This window comes from Actinoplanes sp. NPDC026619, from assembly GCF_040638295.1.
In the GTDB taxonomy this organism is placed as follows: domain Bacteria; phylum Actinomycetota; class Actinomycetes; order Mycobacteriales; family Micromonosporaceae; genus Actinoplanes.
Genome location: NZ_JBEZYA010000014.1, coordinates 126,265 through 145,004, shown reverse-complemented (window position 1 = coordinate 145,004; position 18,740 = coordinate 126,265). Strand labels below are relative to the sequence as shown.

Sequence of the window (18,740 nt, the reverse complement as noted above, 5' to 3'; positions counted from 1 at the left end):
CATAGGGCTTCGAGGGTTCGCCCCTTGGGCGGCCCGGCAATCCGCGACCGAGGGATTCGGACATGACTGTTCACGACGACGGCGTCCCACCCGCTCCGCCGGTCCGTCGGCGACGAGGGCTCGTGGTGGCCGGGGTGGTGGGCCTGGCCGCGGTGCTGGGCGCCGGAAGCTACGTGATCACCGACCAGCTCCGGAACGGCGACAGCAACAGCAGCACTACCTCGACGGGCCAGATCGATGCGATCGGCACGTTCAGCGAGGCGCCCGCGACTTTCACCAAACCGTCCGCCTCCTTGAGTCACCCGACCAGGCCTGCGACTACGTCGGCCAATCCCACGCAGCTGAGGAACGCGACCAAGCCGCCCAAGGCCGCGCAGCTCGAGGCGGTGACGCGGACGGAGCAGACCGCGAACGGGACGATGCGGATCACCACGGCGAAGGGCGATCTGGCCGGGCAGCAGGATCAGCGGATGGCGGGTGACAACGGCGCGGCGGTCGGAGCTTCCCGTTGCACGTCGAAGCTCCGGTTCGCGAATGCCGCCAAGCCGCAGGAGATGCCCGCGGTGCTGCTGTGCTGGCGCACCTCGGCGGCGAAGAGCGTCGTGACGATGGCCGTCTCCAGCACGGGCGAGAAGCCGTCGTCCGCCGTCAGCGCCGCTGTGATCGCGCGGGAGTGGGCCCGGCTCGGATGAGCGGGCCGTCGCTCAGAGCTGCACGGCCGGGCTGATCACGCCGACGAAGCGCCGTGTCATCGGCAGCGCCACCCGGTAACGAGCGCCCGGGGTCAGTCCGGTGATCCGAGTCTGCTCGCCGGCCGGGAAGCGCTGCACCGTCGCCCATGTGGTCCCGGTGAATCGCTGCAGCAGCACGGTCTGACCGTCCACGCCGCCGATGGTCACGGCCGCGGCGTCCGGGCCATCGGCGGTGATCGACACGGTGGCGCGCACGTCGTAGGCGACGGTCGCCGTGGCGTCCGCGCCGGGGATCGAGAGGCGAACCCGGAACGGCGCGGTGGCGAGCTGGTTCCACGAGACCGTGCCGGCCGCGTCGGTGACGGCCGAGGAGCACGTGAAGTCGGCGTCGTCCACCGAGACGCACAGGTTCACCGGGCGGTCGGCGACCGGGTCGCCCACCATGGTGACGGTGAACGACGTGCCGGTGGACTCGCCGAAGGTGGCCTGGCGTCGGCCGAGACCGGCATCAATCTCCAGCGGAAGGTTCTCCTCCTCGGCATCGGGCGTTGGCTCGGCCGGGGTCGGCTCGGTCGGCTCCGCCGCCGGGCTCGCTGCCGGTGTGGGCAGGGCGGCCAGCGCGGTGGCGATGTCGAGCCGGCCGTATCCGTAGTCGTCGTCGCGGCCCGCCGCGCCCAGGTCCACCGCGGACGACTCGAGGGTCTGCTCGATCTGGTCGGGGGTGAGCGCCGGGTCGGCCGAGCGCAGCAGCGCCGCCGCGGCGGCGACGTGCGGCGCCGCCATCGAGGTGCCGTTCATGCGGGCGTAACCGGAGCCCTGGATGTACGTGCTGAGGATGGCGTTGCCCGGCGCGGCGATGTCCACGTAACCGCCGGCGGTCGAGAACGACGCCACGTTGTCGGACTGGTCCGTGGCCGCGACCGCGATCACCCCGGGCTCGGCCGCCGGGTAGCTGGCCGGGTTGCCCTTCTGGCGGTCGTTCCCGGCGGAGGCGACGACCACGGTGCCGCGGCTGCGGGCGTACGCGATCGCGGCCGTCATCGACTGTTCCGACGACGCGCCGCTGATCGACAGGTTGATCACGTCGGCCCCGTGGTCGGTGGCCCAGACCACGCCCTGGGCCGCAACCGACATCTGCCCGCTGCCGTTGTCGTTCAGCACCTGCACCGGCAGAATCTTGACGTCCGGCGCGATGCCGGCGATGCCGGTCCCGTTGCCGGTCGCCGCCGCGATCGTGCCGGCGACGTGCGTCCCGTGCCCGAACACGTCGTGCGCCGGCCCCTCGGTACCGGTCGTCATGTCGGCGCCCGGCAGCACCTGGGCGGCCAGGTCAGGGTGGCCGACGTTGACGCCACTGTCCAGCACGGCGACGATCGCCCCGGCGCCGGTCGACCGCTCCCACGCCTGCGGGGCCCGGATGGTGTCCAGGTCCCACTGGTAGCTGCGCAGCGGGTCGGTGCCGGCCGGCACGGCGGACGCCTTGACCGGGACGTCGAGTTCGACGCCGAGCGCGCTCGCGGTCCGCTGGGCTCGGCGCACCAGGCCGACCGCGCCGGCGCGGTCGGTGGCGGTGCGCACCGAGATTGCCGGGCGGCCGTCGCTGTCGAGCACGGTCGTGACGACGCGGGCCGGGCGGGCGGCGGTGACCTTCTTCGGCACCAGCTTCTCCGGCGCGACCATCAGGTTGCGCGCGGCCTCGCTGCGGGCCGCGGCGTGCGTGACGGCCTGCCGGGTTGTGGCCGCTCCGAGGTCCGTCACCACCGGTGCCGGGATCATCCGGGGCGCCGCCGCGTTCGCGCCGCCGTCGCCGAGCATCGCCGGCAATCCCGCGCCGGCCAGCGCCCCCGCCGCCAGTACGCCCGCACCGTACCGCCACATTCGCTTCGCCATGTCTGCCTCCCCCGATTGACCTGCGCTCGAACATTCGTCCGAGGCGCGGCCGGCGTGGTGAGGACGCGGGTGCGAGCCAAGTGCTGATCGGGAGCCGACGGCGCGCCGTCGGCTCCCGGGGCACGCCGGCCAGGCGGGTCAGGCCGCGACGGACCGGCTGGTGACGCCGACGACGCCGGGCAGGTTCGGCACGACCACCCGGTAGCTCTGGCCCTTGACCAGCTTGCTCACGGTGCGGGCCGGCTCGGCCCGATAGGCGGTGGCCAGCACCCACTTGCCCTTGACCAACTGCTGGACCTGCACGGCCTGCCCGGCGGCGCCGGTCAGCGCGACGCTGAGCGTGCCCGGGGTGGTGCGGGTGACCGTGAGCGCCGCGTTCACGGTGTAGGAGATCACCGCCGAGGTTCCCGCCTCCGAGGTGCTTGTGGCCGGCACCGACACCAGCACCTGGTAGGACGAGGTGGCGGTGCGGTCGAGCGTGACCCGGCCGGCGGCCGAGGTCGTGCTGTCGGAACAGGCGAACGCCTGGCCCGGCTCGGCGACGCAGAGCTGAACGGCCTGGTTGGAGGCGATCTTCGTGCCGAGTCGTACCAGAAAGCTGGTGCTCGTGGCCGTGCCGTAGGTGACGGCCGCCTTGCCTGCGGTGACCGCGAAGGTCGGGCGGCTCTTGGCGACGGTGCGGGTCGGGCTGACGGTCGGGGCCGGCGAGGTGGTTGCGGAGGTGCCTGCCGAGGGCGAGGCGGCCGGCGTGCCGGCGATGATGTCCGCGCCGTTGACGGCCGCGGCGGCGTCGATCCGCCCGTACCCGAAGTCCTTGTCCTTGCCCTTCGTGCCGCGGTCGACCGCGTACTGCTCGATCGCGTCCTCGATCTCCTCGGCCGACAGGCCCGGCTGGCGGGCGGCCACCAGAGCAGCCACTCCCGACACGTGCGCGGCCGCCATCGACGTGCCGTACATGGTGGCGTACGTGTCGCCGGTCGACGTGCTCAGGACGGCACTGCCCGGCGCGGCCACATCGATGTAGGCGCCCGAGCTCGAGTAGGCGGCGATCGCGTCGGCCGAGTCGCTCGCCCCGACCGCGATGACGCCCTGCTCGGCGGCCGGATAGGTGACCGGGCTTCCGACGCTGCGTCCGTTGCCGCCGGCGGCAACGATCACGACGCCCTTGTTCTGCGCGTAGCTCACCGCCGCGGTGACCGCGAGGGTGCGCTCGGTGGACCCGAACGACATGTTGATGACGTTTGCGCCATGGTCGGCCGCGTAGACGATGGCCTTGGCCGCGTTGGACATGTAGCCGTTGCCACTCGCGTCCAGGATCCGGATCGGCAGGATCTTGGCGTCCGGGGCCACCGCCGAGATGCCGGTGTTGTTGCCGGTGAGCGCGGCGATGGTGCCGGCCACGTGGGTGCCGTGCCCGTTGGGGTCGACGCTCGTGCCGCCCTCGGCGCCGGTCACGTAGTCCATGCCCGGCAGGACCTGCCCGCCGAGGTCTTCGTGCGCGGCGTCCACGCCGGTGTCGATGACCGCGACGGTCACGCCGGCACCGGTCGACGACTCCCAGGCGGCAGGTGCGTTGATCCTGGCGAGATCCCACTGGTCCGACCGGAGCGTGTCGTCCCCGGCCGGGGCGCTGAGCGCGGTGATCGGCGCGTCGACCTCGACACCGAGCGCGTTCGTCGCGTGCTGAGCCTCCGTGATCAATGTTGCCGCGGTCTGCCGGTCGGTGGCGGTGCGGGTGTTGACCACCGGACGACCGGTCGAGTCCAACTGGGTGCTGACCACCCGGGCCGGGTGAGTAGGGCTGACTGTCGTCGGCAGGATCTGCTCGGGAGTCGCGGTCAGGCCGAACGGCGCGGGGTGCCACGCCTCGACGGTGGTCTTGCCGGTCAGGGCGACGGCAGTGCTGCCGGCGAACAGCCCGGCCGCCAGGGCGGTGGCGGCATAACGGTGCTTGTGCTTCATCTGTCGTCCTCGCGTCGTGGGATCGACAGCTAACAGTCGGACGAAATGAGCGGTACTTGGTGATGCTCGGGTTGCAGAGAGGTTGTGGCTGGACCGGCGTACTCGGGAAACTCTCAGGTGCCCGTTGGCTGTTATGGCATGTTATGTCCCATGCGTTGCGACCATAGGTCTTCGGGGGCCGTCCACTCGGTGGCGGCTCGAGCGGAATCAGGGGGACAGCGCATGACTGTGCATGACCACACCAGCCGGCGGAGTCTGGCGATCGGCGCTCTCGTGTTGCTCGGCGCCGGCGGCTACCTGATAACTGCCTGTGGGTCCGAGGAGAGCAACACAACCTCGACGGGTGGGATCGACTCGGTGGCGTCGGCCGGCGTGGTGGCCTCGGAGACGCCTTCGACAGCCTCGGCGTCGGCGGCTCCTTCGTCCGCGCCGACCTCTTCGGCAGTTCCGTCCAAGCCGACGTCACCCGCTCCGACGATGTCCCAGGACAAGATGTCGCCGGCGGAGAAGAAGAAGCTGCGGGAAGCGATCAAGAAGGCAAAAGAGGACGCCGAGAAGAAGACGGTTTCCGCGAAGGGCATGCACGCCCCCGGGTTGTCGACTCGGTCGGAGAGCACCGCGGGCGGCAGCATCAGGATCACCACGGCCAAGGGTGATCTGACAGGTGGACCGGACCAGCGATTGGCGGCCGATCAAGGAGAGAAGGTAGGCAGCGCACGCTGCACCCGGCGCCTGAACTTCGCCAACCGGGTGGAGCCACGGGAGATCCCGACGATCCTGCTGTGCTGGCAGACCTCGGCGAGCCGGAGCGTTGTCACGTTCGCGGTGTCCGACAAAGGCAAGCCGGCCGTGAACGAGAGCCTCAAGGTAATCGACCGCGAGTGGGCCAAGCTCGGCTGAATTCTGTCTGATCAGTAGGGGCCGACAGTGAACGTGGCGCCGCTGGCCACGATCGTCGGATTGGCGTCGGAAAGGTTCGCCAGCGAGTCGCCGGTAGCCACCACGGTCAGGGTGTAGGTGCCGTCCAGCACTGGGCTCACCTGGGGCGCGCTCGTGGTCGAGTCAAGGCTGGTGGAGAGGTCCAGGGTGCAGATGATCTCGCCGTCGTCGACCGGGACGATGCTGACGCACTCCTGCACCCCGCGGTTGAAGTTGGGGTCGTAGGCATCGCGGACCAGGAAGACGTGGGCGTGGCCGTCGGTGGGTGCGCCGGTGCCGGTCAGGTCGAAGTCGAGCGCGCCCAGCCCGGCGCCCTCGATGTCGACGTTGATGCCCGATCCGGACGGCGCGGTGTTCGGCATGATGACAATGCCGTTGGTGAACGCGTAGTAGCGGGGGGCGTCGTCGGTGGCCGGGTCGACGTCCTCCGGGAGCCCGTTGTTGTCCGGGTCGGTGCTCGCGACCGTGCCGCCGGTGCTGGTCACCGACACGGTCTGGTTGTCACCGGCCGCGTGTGCGGGGGTGGTGCCGGTGATGCTGGTGCCGGTCGGCGAGACCTTGACACCGGTGAGCGGGTTTCCGCCGATCGTCGCGGTGGTGCCGCTGAGGAAACCGGTGCCGTTGATCGTGACCGTCTGCCCGCCCAGGGCGGGACCGCTGCCCGGCAGGATCGTGCTGATGGTGGGCCGGACGGCGAGCGTGTAGTTCGCATTGGCGATCAGCGCGTTCGAGACCGAGTCATAGACGCAGACGAACCACTTCGCGGTGGTCTGCGTCGGCAGCAGCACCAGGCCGGTGTCGTTGACCGTGCTGGACTGGCCGTTGCCGTCGGTCAAGGGATAGGCGGCGGCCGGCACGGTGAAGCCGATTCTGGTGCCGGAGAGCCGGTAGACGTTGGCCGGATCGACGGTCACAGCGCCAGCCGTCGTGTTTACGCCGCTGCCGCTGATCTGCGTCACCGACTTCGGGGTCGCCGCGCACGCCGTGCTGCCTACGCCGGTGTACTGGAACTGCACCGTGGGCACAGTGCCGGCGGCGATCGGCGAGGGGTAGGCGGTGGTGCCGGGGATCGTGCCGATGATCGAGTTGCCGCCGCCGCTCGGGCCGTTCGCTGTGCTGAGCGTCATCGTGGCGGCCGCGAGGGCCGGCGTCGCCGGACCGGCCACGCCGGCGAGGACAGCGGTGCCCGCCGCGCCGGCAGCGATGGCGGAGCGGACGATTCGGGGCGTGGGCATCTGCAGGTCCTCCTGGCTTGGCTCGATGGCAGCCTAATCGTTAGAAAAGAGGATTTTTTACGTCTCGCGGTAATAGGCGGCCTTTGGCCAGGCCGGTGCGAGCATGAGGGTTTCGGGGGTTGCCCCGCTGTCCCTGCCGGGGTGGCCCGATGGCCGAGACCTGCAAAGGACTGAGCATGATCAACGTTGACCACGGTAACGCCGGCCGCCGCCGAGGGCGGAAGGTCGCGGGCGTCGCCGGTCTGGCAGCGCTTCTGGGCGCCGGCGCCTTTCTGGTAACAGACCGAGTCACGCACGAATCCGGTACGACGACGGCCGAGCCGGCGCCGCCCGTCGCGATGGTGGAACAGTCGTCCGGCCCGATCGCGGAGCAGGAGCAGACGCGAGCGGTCGGACCGGCGAAGCCAGCCGTCTCGACAACGCCGAAGAGCGTGCAGGAACGCGCCGGTACGGCCCGCAACGCGAACAAACGGCTCGGCACGGAGGTCCGTCATCCGAATGCCGCGCCCGCTCAGGTCGACCCGGCCGCCGTCAAGGTCCGCGAGATCGGCTCGAGCACCTCCGGCCGCCTGCTCAAGGTGTCGTCGTCCTGGCAGGATCTCAGCGGCTACCGGGAGCTCGCTTGGGCTCGGGACGGCCGGCCGTACGGCAGCTCGACCTGCACCCAAACGTTCACGCCGAGCCAGAACTCGCCGGCCGAGGAGCGGCCGTCGATGCTGCTCTGCTGGCGGACGAGTTCGATGAAGAGCGTCTACACGCTCGCGGTCGACCGGCACGCACGGCCGTCGAAGGCGGCAGGCGTCGCCGAGATCGACAAGGCGTGGGCCACCCTGCGCTGACGGCGTTTCCTCCGCATACGACGGTGGCCCGGAGCATCCGCTCCGGGCCACCGCTTGCTACAGGTTCAGTTGTCCATCAACCGGTTCGGATCAGAAGTCCGAGACGGTGAAGGTCGAGCCGCTCGAGATCACGGCCTTCTTGTAGTTGGCGTCGGCGTTGGCGCCACCGGCCTGAACGTCACTCTGGCCGTTGTTGACCGCGGTCAGCGTGTAAGTGTCGTTCGGCACGGGGCAGTCGACGATGCTGATCGTAAGGCCGGTGCCGGAGGCAGTGGCGGCCTTCGACAGCGTCGCCGAGGCGCCACCGCCAGCGATGGCGGTGATCGTCGTGCCGAGCGGGATGCCGGTGCCGGCGACACACTGGGTCCCGGTGCTGACAGCATACGCCGTGCCACCACCGGTGAGGGCGGTGGTGCCATCCGTGACACCGACGGCGGTGAGGACCTGGCTCGCGCCGATGCCGACCGGGGCGTTGGTGCCGGCAGCGGTGGTTGTGGCCGAAATCGTCGCGACGTTACCCGCGATGGAGACGATTGTCGTGCCCGCCGGGATGCCGGGGCCGGCAATGCTCTTACCGGCATCGACGGCGGTGCTGGTGAACCCGGCCGCCACCGAAGTAACCGTTGTTCCGCCATTCGTGTACACGGCATCGTTGACCGTGCGGGTCTGCCGGACGCCGACGGTCAGATCAAGGCTGCAGAGCAGTTCCTTGTCACTGATGACGACCACGCCGGTGCACTCATCAGTGGGTCCGTTGGTCTTCTTCTGCGGATTCGACGTCGTAGTCGGGTCGTAGTCGCCGCGAACGAGGTAGACGTGACCCTTCTTCTCTCCGGGCGTGTTGCCGGTCGTGTTGACGAAGTCGATGCCGGAGAAGCCGACACCCTGAAGATCGACGTCGACCGTGCCGGCGTTCATCGGCGCCGTGTTCGGCGACGTGACGACACCGTTGGAGTAGGTGAACAGGTCGGCCTTGCTGCCGTTGGCCAGCGTGTTCACTGTTCCACCCGGGGTGGTGACGGCCAAGTTGTACGGGCCGCCGGCCGCGTGTGCAGGCACGACACCGGTGAAGTGCGTCGAGTCCACGTAGCTGACGCTGGTCAGCGGAACGTTGTCCAGCGTTGCGCTGAGGTTGTCCTTGACGATGTTTGTGCCCGTGAGGGTGATCATGGTGCCGCCCAGGGACGGCCCGAACGACGGGCTGATGCTCGTAATGGTCGGCGCGTTACCCACGGTGTAGGTCGCCTGAGCCACCAGGGCGCTGCCTCCGGTGCCGGTCGCTGTGCCGTTGTAGGTGCACAGCTTCCAGTTGGTCGAGGCAGCACCGGAGGCAACCGTGACGGCCGTCGGCACCGTGACCGCGATCTTGGTCGGGCCGAGGTAGCGCACGTTCGTCACGCTCAGGTTCGTGCCGGGGGAGGTGTAGATGGCCGGGCACTGCGTTGAAGTGGTCGCCATCGCGACGAACTGGGCGTTCGTCGTGGTGGTGAACGCCGTCGGGTTGGGCGAGCTGCCCGGCGAGAGGGTCGCCGTGATCGTGTTGGTACCGCCGGTGGGGCCGTAGACGTTGCTGAGCGAGAGCGTTCCCGCTGCCGCGTAGGCCGGGGAGGCGGCGACGGCCAGCACTGCTCCGGTCACGGCGCCGGCGGCGATTCCCATGCGGGCGCTAGCCCGCCGAGACTCCGGTTGGGACTTGAACTTCTGCATGCGAGGTCCTCCTGCGGTTAGCAGACCGCATCGCTGAATTGGGTGGGGCCCGGCATTCCGGTGAACCGTCGCGGGCCATCTCGGAGGGAGCGTAACCCCCGATATGAGCGCATTTGCCCACAGTGAAGAAGTTCGCTGGATTTACAACGTAACTGCCCGATGGGCTCATAACACGATCGTCGGTCAGGCGCTGCGGATAACGGAGGTGCATCGCTCATACCACGGACTCCCGGTCCTGTCAGGCAAATGGTGTAACGCCTTTCCTGGCATTGTCGGGTAATGGAAAACTGTATTCTGTCCGACATATTTGACGTTGCCCCGATTGGCTCGCGAAAAGCTACGCTGTCTGCCAGACGGCCCGGCGCCTGACTTCGCCGGCGCGGCTCTCATTGCCTTCCCCACGCCGTAGGGTCGGAGGATTCGTCATGTCCGGGAGCCGAATGCGGATCCTCTCAGCCGCGGTGACCACGGGTTTTGTCGTCGCCGTCGGCCTGGCCGCGCCGGTGGCGGCCGCGCCCCCGCCGATCAGCATCGTGAACCCGTCCAGCGGCTCCTATCTGAGCGGCGCCGATCTCGTCCTGACCGCGCCGACCGCGGTTCTTGCTGGGGTCGCCGCGCCGACCGGGCTTCTCGTCGCCGGCGGCGCGTGTCCGGCGACGTATGGCGGCGGGGTCACTCCCAACACCGTCCGGAAGATCGCCAGCAACAAGGTTTTCGTGGCCGCGCCGCCGCTGCCGCTGGTGAACAATCAGTCGACCGCATATCAGGTTTGCGTCTACGACGGGAATGGGCCGCTGTTGACCTCCGGCGCCTATACCGCGGCCGCGCTTGCCACGCCGACCGCCATTCGCCGGACAGCGGGCCGGTCGGCGGCGGCAATACGATCACGGTTAACGGCAGCAATTTCCCGACCGATCCGACCAAGATCTCGGCGACCCTCGGCGGTCTTCCGCTGGCCGATATCCGGCCGGTCAGCGGGTCGTCCTTCACCGCGCGTGCGCCGGCCCATCCGGCCGAGGACGACGTCGCGCTGGTGGTGACCACGCCGATCGGATCGAAGAGCCTCGCCGGTGCCTACTCCTACCTCAATCTGATCAAGATCACCCCGAATGCGGCGCCGGGCACCCTGCCGGTCGAGGTCGATGTGCAGGGCTCCGGGTTCCTGTCGATGCCGTTCGGCGACGGCGGGACAGCATCGCGGGTCTTCCTGGTCGACGGTGTCTACAACGGACTCGATCGGGGTGATGGCATACGGGCGAACGGCCCGGTCTCGGAGTGCGTCGACGTACTCGTGCTCGCCGACGACGAGTTGGTGTGCACGCTGCCGCTGAACCGTCGTCTCAACGCCGCGGCGACCGGCCTGTTCGACCCCCTCCGTCTACGTGAACCACTTCCCGGGCGACATCTCAGTGACGGCCGGAAGCCGGATCATCATGTCGGCAGCGGGGAACTTCTCGCGGTTCGACGTCGGCCAAGGCGTGTGGAACGAGAGCTTCGTGCCGTTCAATACGCCGATCACCGCCGTGCTGAGCGCGCACCGCGCCCTGCTGGCGGCACCCTCGCAGAGCACCGGCTCGGGCCTGACCATGTTCGTCGGGGCGTGGGGCCATCATCTGGACAACAAGCTGCTCAGCACGGTCGGCAGCACCACGATCGGCCTGGCCGCGGGCAGGTTCACCCGGAACGATGTGGGCCGGATGTTCAGCCTGACCCCGACGATCCCGGACGGCACGACCGTCGTGTCGGTGGCCGCGGACGGCGCCACCGCCACGATCTCGGCGCCGGCGACCGGCAGCACGCTGGGCAGTCTTGCCGGCGTCGCGGTGGCGCCCGGTTCGACCAGCTTCACCAGCGGTGCGGCCGACTCGGCCGACTTCAACGGCGTCGTCGGCGCCAACAGCCTTGGCATTCCGGCCGGCACCACGATCACAAGCGTGGACCAGAGCATGGGCGGCACGCTCTCCGCGCCGGCCACGAGCGGCGGTGGTCCGGCGACCATCGCTCTGCAGCGTCCGGCCTACGGTGTGCTGTTCTTCGCGGCCGGGGCGCCGAAAGGGGACTACCACGTGGTCGTGGTGAGCAACGGCGCGGTCGACGCGGCCCTGGACGATCCCGGCTATTACCAGTCGGAGCTCACCAGCGGCGCGGCCTTCACCGTCGCCCGCTATTAGGAGTGAGTGGTCGGACTTATCCGGCTAACCACGCTTCCGGGAAATGCCGCTAATGCAGCGGTTACGCTCCGGCGTGACGGCCCGGCGCGACCACTCGATGCGGGCCCTTCATACCTCACCTCACCCAGCGGTTGCCCAACCGTAGGAGGACCTCGCATGCGCAAATCCAGATGCCGGCTGATTCTGACGGCAAGCGCCGTTAGTGCCGCGCTGCTCGTCGCGCCTCAGGCCGCTCAGGCCGCGGCGACCGTCGGGCCGCTCGTCGTCGCGCCCGGTGGGGCCGTGATGATCAGCGACCCGGCGGCCGCCTTCAACACGACCAGCACCGCGGTGTTGCTCTCGGTGGCCCCCTGCCCCCAGACCTTCGCGGTCGCCGGCGGCAACGGGCTGTGGAACGCAACGGTCAACACCCGTGCCGCCACCTCGGTCAACTTCACGGTGCCGGCCGTCAGTGGGCCGCCGGCCGGGGCGAACGGCACGCTCAAGGCGTACAACGTCTGCGTTTTTGATGGCACGACGCAGAACTCCAGCCCGCTGAAGGCCAGCGCCTCGATCTACGTCGGCTATCCGGCCGGGATCAGCCCGGCCGGCGGCGTCACCGGCGGCGGCAATCAGCTCACCGTCACCGCGTCGCAGAACGCGCCGCTGTTCACCGGGCTGACCGCGGTGGCGGCGGCGTTCACGACCGGCAGTTGTGGCGCGGCGCTCGGCACGACCAACCCGGCGAACCTCGTGGCGAGCAATGTCGTGCGGCAGTCGAACACGAGCGTGGGTCTCACCGTGCCGAACGGTGTCGTCGCCGGTAGCGGTGGCGCGTCCGTCACGTACAACCTCTGCCTCTACGACGCCTCCAGTGCCGCCGGCGGCCTGCTGACCTTCGTGCCGTACACCGCGGCCACCGCGGCGGTGACACCGGCCAGTGGCTCCTACCTGACCGGCGCCGGCGTGACCCTGACCTCGCCCACCCCGTTCCTGTCCGGTGTCACGACGCCGGCCGCGCTGCTGGTGGGCGGGAACGCGATGTGCCCGAGCACCTACTCGACGGCGGCGATGGGCGGGGTGGCCCCGGTGCCGGTCGCCGGCGCCGGTGGCGTGCGGCGGCTCAGCAGCAATCGGGCCGCGGTCAGCGTGCCGCCGCTGCCGCTGCTGAACAGCCAGCCGACCCCCTACCAGGTCTGCCTGTACGCCGGTGGAACGAGCGGCGCGGCGCTGGTCGGGTCGGGCGCCTACACCGCCTCGATCGTCGCGAACCCGGCCTCGGTGACGCCGGTTGCCGGTCCGGCTGCGGGCGGCAACACGATCACCGTCCTCGGCTCCGACTTCCCGACCGACGCCGGTCGCATCAGCGCCATGCTCGGCGGCGCCGCGCTCACCAACATCCAGCCGATCAGCGACAAGGCGTTCACGGCCACGGCGCCGCCGCACGCGGTCGAGGAGAACGTGCCGCTGGTGGTGACCACCTCGGCGGGCACGAAGGCGCTGGCCGGGGCGTATTCCTTCCGCAATCCGATCAAGGTGGCGCCGAACTCGGCCCCCAGCACGACGTCGGCCGTGGACGTCTCCGTGGGCGGTCAGGGCTTCCTGTCGATCAACTTCGGGTCGACCGGCAATGCCGGGCGGGTGTTCCTGGTCAACGGCATCTACAACGGCGCTGACGCCGGCGGCGGGGTGCGGGCGAACGGGCCGGTCGCCGAGTGCGTGAACGTGCTGCCGATCAGTGACGAGGAGTTGATCTGCACGCTCTCGCTGAACCGGCGGCTCAACGCGACCGCCACCGGGCCGTTCGACACGGTCAACTACAGCAATATCCTGAGCTCCGACGTCTCCACGACGGTGGGCAGCAAGACCATCGTCTCCGCGTCCGGGAAGTTCCTCCCCGGCGATGTCGGGCAGCCGATCGTCCAGTCCAACGGAAACATGAACATCCCGCCGAACGCGGTCATCACGGCGGTCCTGAGTCCGCAGAAGGCGCGGATCTCGGTGGCGGCGCTCGCGACCTCGCAGTCGGGGATGGCGACGATCGGCACCAACACGCCGGTCCGGCTCTTCACCAACGTGCTGACCACGACGGCCGGCAGCACCACGGTCGGCCTCACCAGCGGCGCCTTCGCCCGTGACGACGTCGGCCGGCTCTTCGTCGGCACGCCCGGCATCCCGGGCGGCACGACCATCACCGCGGTGGCGCCGGGCGGAGCGAGCGCCACGCTGTCGGCGCCCGCTACGACGAGCACCGGCGGAACGCTGGCGAACGCCACCGCTTTGGATCAGAGCATGCTGCTGACCAGCACGGCTCTCGGCCCCGGCGACATGAACGCGGTCATCGGCGTCAACTCGATCGGCATCCCGGCGGGCACGACGATCACGTCGGTCAACAACGGCGCGAGCGCGAATCTGTCCGTTGTCGCGATCGGCGGCGGCACGGCGGCGAGTCTGCCGATCAACCGGCCGGTCAGCGGCAGCCTCTATGCCGCCGCGCCGGTGCCGGACGGTTCGTACAACATGGTCGTGGTCAGCAACGGGGCGCCGGACGCCGCGCTGACCGATCCGGACTACTTCCAGACCGACGTGACCAGCAGTTCCGCCTTCACGGTCGCTCCGTTCTGACCTCGTACCACGAGCGTCGGCCGCTGTCCGGCGAACCCTGAGATACCATTTCTCGAATTGCAAAGGGTCGCCTTACCTAATACCAGAAATGTCTTGTGAATTGATCGTGCCGAGTTGGGTATAGAGGCTCACTGGTTTATTGTCGGTGTCGTATCCACGTGAGATCCGAGGAGCCCGTCATGACGCAGATGATCGAAATGCCGCGCGTTCAGAGCTGTACCGTGAGCGCGTGCAGCTACAACCACAACGGTTGTACGGCCTACGCGATCACCATCGGTAGCTCGACCTCGGCCGAGTGCGACACCTTCTACGACAGCCTCGAAAAGGGTGGCCAGGGCAAGGCCCTTGCGCAGGTCGGAGCGTGCAAGCGGGCCGACTGCGTGCACAACACCGACCTCGAGTGCCACGCGCCGGCCATCGTCGTGGGGGAGTCCGGCGACAAGGCCGACTGCCTGACCTACGACAAGAAGTAACCATTCTTGATCCGCGCTCGGCGCCCCGATAAAAAGGGGCGCCGAGCGCTTTTTCTTTAGGTAAGGCAAGCCTTTCTGTAAGTTAGGTGGAGCTAATCGGCTTGACGGCGGCAGAGATCTGGCGTAGGTTGTTCTCACATCGAGTAATACTCACATCGAGAATAACAGGAGCCACCGATGGGAGAGGAGGAGTTCCTCGCCGGCTACGACCCGAGCGCGTATCCCTCGGTCGCGGTCACCGTCGACGTGGTGGCGCTGACCATCCGCGACGGGCGACTGTGTGTGCTGCTCGTCGAGCGCGCCGAGCACCCGTTCGCCGGCCGCCGGGCGCTCCCGGGCGGCTTCGTCCGGCCGGACGAGACGCTCGACCAGGGGGCGCTCCGCGAGCTGACCGAGGAGACCGGCCTGCGGCCCGGCGAGGGCGCGCTCGAGCGGGTGCACCTGGAGCAGTTGAGGACGTACGGCGATCCCGGCCGTGACCCGCGCATGCGGGTTTTCTCGGTCGCCTACCTGGCCTTCGCGCCCAGCCTGCCCGATCCGCAGGCCGGCGGCGACGCGTCGGCGGCCTACTGGGTGCCGGTGGACGAAGCGAACAACTTGGCCTTCGATCACGACGCCGTAATAAAAGACGGGCTCGACCGGGCCCGCTCGAAGCTGGAATACACCCCGCTGGCCACCGCGTTCGTCGACCGCGAGTTCACCATCGGCGAGTTGCGCTCGGTCTACGCCGCGGTCTGGGGCGAAGAGCTGCACGCCGGCAACTTCCACCGCAAGGTGCTGAGCGTGCCGGGGTTCGTGGAGAGCACCGGCGAGACGACGGCCAAGGGCGGCGAGCGCGGCGGCCCGCGGGCCAAGCTCTATCGCGCCGGCGACGCCCGCCTGCTGCACCCGGCGCTGCTGCGGCCGGCCCGCGAGGACGGCATCCGATGAAGCCCGGCGTGCCGACGGCGTCCGATGAAGCCCGCCTCCGCGGACGGCATCCGATGGACTTCGACACAGCGGTCGCGCTGATTCGGAGGCACGACTCGTACCCGGAGCTGGCAATCGCGGTCGGCGAGAGCGCTGAAACGACGTACCGCAAGCTGGCGAAGTTGATCCACCCGGATGCCGCCGGTGACGCACGCAGCGCGACCGCGACGGAGGCCTTCGCGAAGCTGTCCCGGCTGTATGCGGGGCGCGAAGCGAAGCTGAGCGGCGCCATCGCCGACCTCACTCGCAGCGGGCAAATCCTGCGGAAGGTTCCCCGGGAGCCGCGCGACAACGACCTGATGGAAGCCGAGGCGGCTGCCCTGAAGACCCTGCAGGACAAGGGCGACCCCAAATTTCGGCCGTACGCGCCGGAGCTGATCAAAACCTACGTCCACGAGGACCCGCAGCGGCGCCGGCGGGTCGTCAACGAGCTGGAGTTCCTCGACGGATTCGTGCCGCTGCCGGCAGTCGAGGATTGGCGCGACGCGGCCTGGATGTGGCGCCGGCTGCTCGTGGCGCTCGGCTGGGCCCATCGCGCCGGTGTCGTGCACGGGGCGATCTTCGAGGAACACGTGCTGATCCACCCCGGCGAGCACGGCCTCGCGCTCGTCGACTGGTGCTATTCGAGCCCGCGCCCGACGGCCGTCATCGCCGGCAAGCACTATCCGCCCGAAGTAGTGCGCGACAAGGAAATCACCCCGGCCACCGACATCTACCTGGCCACCGCGCTGATGAAGCGCGTCATCGGTGACGGCATGCCCGCGCCGCTGAAGCGCTTCGCCGATGGCTGCCTGTTCGACGCGCCCCGCATGCGCCCGCAGGACGCGTGGCGGCTCCTGGAGGAGCTCGACGAGCTTCTCGGGCCGCGCAAGTTTCGGCCATTCACCATTTAGGAGGAAACATGGGAAGCGGACGCTGGTCCACCGATGTCTACACCGCCGCCGAGAACTACCGCACCGCCAGCGGCGCGAGCGCCTTCGCCTACAGCGACAGCGGCGCCAGGAAAGCCCACCCCGCCCTCGACCCGAACGGCGTCGGCAAGCGGGAGAGCCGCGACAGCGACGAACACCCTTTCAGTACGCCGATCGCTGTGCTGTTCGACGTGACCGGCTCGATGGGCACCGTCCCGCGAGTGCTGCAGACCAAGCTGCCGCAGCTGCTGGGCCTGCTGACCCGCAAGGGCTACGCCACCGACCCGCACATCATGTTCGGCGCGGTCGGCGACGCCACCTGCGACCGGATTCCGCTGCAGTTCGGCCAGTTCGAGTCGGACAACCGGATGGACGACGACCTCGCCCGGATCGTCCTCGAGGGCGGCGGAGGCGGGCAGAAGCACGAGTCGTACGAGCTGGCGATGTATTTCATGGCCCGGCACACCGACCTCGACTCCCTCGCCAAGCGGGGCCGCCGCGGTTACCTGTTCCTGATCGGCGACGAGATGCCCTACCCGCAGGTCAAGCCGTCCGAAGCAAAGAAGTTCATCGGCGACAAGCTGCGCGAGCCGATCAGCACCGAGGGCATCATCGAGGAGCTGCGCAGGAGCTTCGATGTCTACTACATCATGCCGACCGCGGCCGGCTGGGGCGGCGACGCCGAGATCCTCGGCCGCTGGCGTGACCTGCTCGGGCAGAACGTGCTGGAGCTCGACGACCTGGACGCGGTGTGCGAGACGATCGCGCTCACGGTCGGGCTCGGCGAGGACACCATCGACCTCGGCCAGGGCCTGGCCGACCTGGTCGACGTCGGCTCGGCGGCGGGCGCGTCGGTCGGCAAGGCCCTCGCGCCGCTGCAGCGCGGCACGGTGGTGCGCGGTTCGGTCGACGTCAGCGACGCGCCGTCGGGAAACGTGCGGCTGTGAGCGCGAGGAGTGAGCCGGTTTTGCGAGCCCGCAGCGCGAACGGAAGGCGGCGCTGTGAGCGCGAGGAGTGAGCCGGTTTTGCGAGCCCCGCAGTGCGAACGGAAGGCGGCGCTGTGAGCGCGAGGAGTGAGCCGGTTTTGCGAGCCCCGCAGTGCGAACGGAAGGCGGCGCTGTGAACGAACACGTCGCCGTCGTCGACCTCGGCTATGGGGACGCGGGCAAGGGCACCGTGGTCGACGCGCTCTGCGCCGCCGGCTCGGTGCGGGCGGTGCTGCGGTTCAACGGGGGAGGGCAGGCCGCGCACAACGTGGTCCTGCCCTCGGGCCGGCATCACACGTTCGCCCAGTTCGGGTCGGGCACCCTGCGCGGGGTGCCCACCCATTTGACCCGGTTCATGGTGGTCGATCCGCTCGCCCTGGCTGCCGAGGCGGCCGCTCTCGACAACCCGTTTCACCTGCTCACGGTGGACGAGGACGCGCTTCTCGCCACTCCGTGGCATCGGGCCGCGAACCAACGCCGTGAGGTTGCGCGGGGTGCCTCCCGGCACGGTTCGTGCGGCATGGGCGTCGGCGAGACGATGTCGTACGCGATTCAGCAGCCCGATGCTCCTCGCGCACGGGATGTCCGTTCCCGGGTCTCGCTTCGCCGTCGCCTGGCCGCGGTCGAGGAGTTCTACGGGGCCGATGCGGACATTCCGCTGGATGACGTGGTCGAGGCGTTCTTCGCCTTCGGCCAGGCCGTGGCCGTGGTGGACAGCTCGTATGCCGACTTCCTGCTGGGCGACGGGCCGTGCGTCTTCGAGGGGGCGCAGGGCGTGCTGCTCGACGAGTGGCGCGGCTGGCACCCGCACACCACCTGGTCGACGACGACGTTCGACAACGTGGCCGCGTTGTGCTCGTCGTTCGTGCGGCTGGGCGTGGTGCGCACCTACACCACCCGGCACGGGGCGGGGCCGTTCGTGACCGCCGACCCGTCCCTCGACCTGGCGGAACCGCACAACGGCGTCGGCGACTGGCAGGGCGACTTCCGGGTCGGGCACTTCGACGCGGTCGCCCACCGCTACGCCGTCGAAGTGGCCGGCGGGGTGGACGAACTCGCCATCACCCACCTTGACGTGCCTTCGGACAACCCCGACCTGCGGATCTGCACCTCGTACGACCTGGAGGGCGTCCCGTGGAACCGGATCGTGCCCGGACCGTTCCGCGACCTGACCTACCAGGAGGAGCTGACCGCGCTGCTGACCAGGGCGCGCCCGGGCGCCATGCGCCGGCCGGTCGACTGGAGCGACGAGATCGGTTCGCTGCTCGGGACACCGGTCACGATCGAGTCCTGGGGGCCGCGCGCCACCGATAAGCGGTTCCCTGGCCACGTCATCCCGGGCGGCCGGACGGGAAGGTAACT

Annotated in this window: 15 protein-coding genes and 1 pseudogene; 11 read left to right on the top strand and 5 right to left on the bottom strand. The window is 69.4% G+C overall.

The window, feature by feature from the left end:
* The first annotated feature begins 62 nt into the window (after nucleotides 1-62).
* The gene (locus AB0E90_RS28370) at nucleotides 63-692 is read left to right on the top strand and encodes a hypothetical protein (protein WP_360412118.1); all 630 of its coding nucleotides are present in this window, start codon (nucleotides 63-65) and stop codon (nucleotides 690-692) included.
* Between the two features lie 12 nt (nucleotides 693-704).
* On the opposite strand, the gene AB0E90_RS28365 is transcribed toward AB0E90_RS28370, so the two are convergent.
* The 3 genes from AB0E90_RS28365 to AB0E90_RS28355 form a co-directional block, all read right to left on the bottom strand.
* Nucleotides 705-2,582 carry a S8 family serine peptidase gene (locus AB0E90_RS28365; RefSeq protein ID WP_360412115.1) on the bottom strand — a complete coding sequence of 626 codons (1,878 nt, stop codon included), beginning with the start codon at nucleotides 2,580-2,582 and terminating at the stop codon, nucleotides 705-707.
* A gap of 138 nt (nucleotides 2,583-2,720) precedes the next feature.
* Entirely contained in the window at nucleotides 2,721-4,544 is a 1,824-nt protein-coding gene (locus tag AB0E90_RS28360) for a S8 family serine peptidase (protein ID WP_360412112.1), read from the bottom strand.
* 293 nt (nucleotides 4,545-4,837) lie between these two features.
* Nucleotides 4,838-5,185, bottom strand: a complete 348-nt coding sequence (locus AB0E90_RS28355; protein ID WP_360412109.1) for a hypothetical protein — start codon at nucleotides 5,183-5,185, stop codon at nucleotides 4,838-4,840.
* A gap of 109 nt (nucleotides 5,186-5,294) precedes the next feature.
* Between AB0E90_RS28355 and AB0E90_RS28350 the strand changes: the two genes are divergently transcribed.
* Nucleotides 5,295-5,444: a hypothetical protein gene (locus AB0E90_RS28350; protein ID WP_360412106.1), complete on the top strand. Its 150-nt coding sequence runs from the start codon at nucleotides 5,295-5,297 to the stop codon at nucleotides 5,442-5,444.
* 11 nt (nucleotides 5,445-5,455) lie between these two features.
* Here AB0E90_RS28350 and AB0E90_RS28345 read toward each other — a convergent pair whose 3' ends face one another.
* Complete coding sequence (locus tag AB0E90_RS28345) at nucleotides 5,456-6,718, bottom strand: IPT/TIG domain-containing protein (RefSeq protein ID WP_360412103.1); 1,263 nt, start codon at nucleotides 6,716-6,718, stop codon at nucleotides 5,456-5,458.
* A gap of 176 nt (nucleotides 6,719-6,894) precedes the next feature.
* Here AB0E90_RS28345 and AB0E90_RS28340 point away from each other — a divergent pair, with 176 nt between their 5' ends.
* Entirely contained in the window at nucleotides 6,895-7,557 is a 663-nt protein-coding gene (locus AB0E90_RS28340) for a hypothetical protein (RefSeq protein ID WP_360412099.1), read from the top strand.
* A gap of 90 nt (nucleotides 7,558-7,647) precedes the next feature.
* Here AB0E90_RS28340 and AB0E90_RS28335 read toward each other — a convergent pair whose 3' ends face one another.
* Nucleotides 7,648-9,264, bottom strand: a complete 1,617-nt coding sequence (locus tag AB0E90_RS28335) for an IPT/TIG domain-containing protein (protein WP_360412096.1) — start codon at nucleotides 9,262-9,264, stop codon at nucleotides 7,648-7,650.
* A 646-nt stretch (nucleotides 9,265-9,910) separates the two neighbouring features.
* Between AB0E90_RS28335 and AB0E90_RS28330 the strand changes: the two are divergent.
* The 8 genes and pseudogenes from AB0E90_RS28330 to AB0E90_RS28295 form a co-directional block, all read left to right on the top strand.
* Nucleotides 9,911-10,282: pseudogene (locus AB0E90_RS28330) on the top strand (IPT/TIG domain-containing protein); the annotation flags it as partial.
* Nucleotides 10,283-10,697: 415 nt separating this feature from the next.
* Nucleotides 10,698-11,435, top strand: coding sequence for a hypothetical protein (locus AB0E90_RS28325; RefSeq protein WP_360412093.1), 738 nt, complete (start codon nucleotides 10,698-10,700; stop codon nucleotides 11,433-11,435).
* Nucleotides 11,436-11,591: 156 nt separating this feature from the next.
* A complete protein-coding gene (locus AB0E90_RS28320) occupies nucleotides 11,592-14,039 on the top strand; it encodes an IPT/TIG domain-containing protein (protein WP_360412090.1) in 2,448 nt (815 codons plus the stop codon).
* A gap of 179 nt (nucleotides 14,040-14,218) precedes the next feature.
* Nucleotides 14,219-14,512, top strand: coding sequence for a DUF1540 domain-containing protein (locus AB0E90_RS28315; RefSeq protein WP_360412087.1), 294 nt, complete (start codon nucleotides 14,219-14,221; stop codon nucleotides 14,510-14,512).
* 177 nt (nucleotides 14,513-14,689) lie between these two features.
* Nucleotides 14,690-15,442, top strand: a complete 753-nt coding sequence (locus tag AB0E90_RS28310; RefSeq protein ID WP_360412084.1) for an NUDIX domain-containing protein — start codon at nucleotides 14,690-14,692, stop codon at nucleotides 15,440-15,442.
* The gene (locus AB0E90_RS28305) at nucleotides 15,439-16,374 is read left to right on the top strand and encodes a molecular chaperone DnaJ (RefSeq protein ID WP_360412081.1); all 936 of its coding nucleotides are present in this window, start codon (nucleotides 15,439-15,441) and stop codon (nucleotides 16,372-16,374) included. Before AB0E90_RS28310 ends, AB0E90_RS28305 begins: the two co-directional genes overlap by 4 nt.
* A gap of 8 nt (nucleotides 16,375-16,382) precedes the next feature.
* Entirely contained in the window at nucleotides 16,383-17,339 is a 957-nt protein-coding gene (locus AB0E90_RS28300) for a hypothetical protein (RefSeq protein ID WP_360412078.1), read from the top strand.
* Between the two features lie 172 nt (nucleotides 17,340-17,511).
* Entirely contained in the window at nucleotides 17,512-18,738 is a 1,227-nt protein-coding gene (locus AB0E90_RS28295; protein ID WP_360412075.1) for an adenylosuccinate synthetase, read from the top strand.
* The last annotated feature ends 2 nt before the right edge of the window (nucleotides 18,739-18,740 follow it).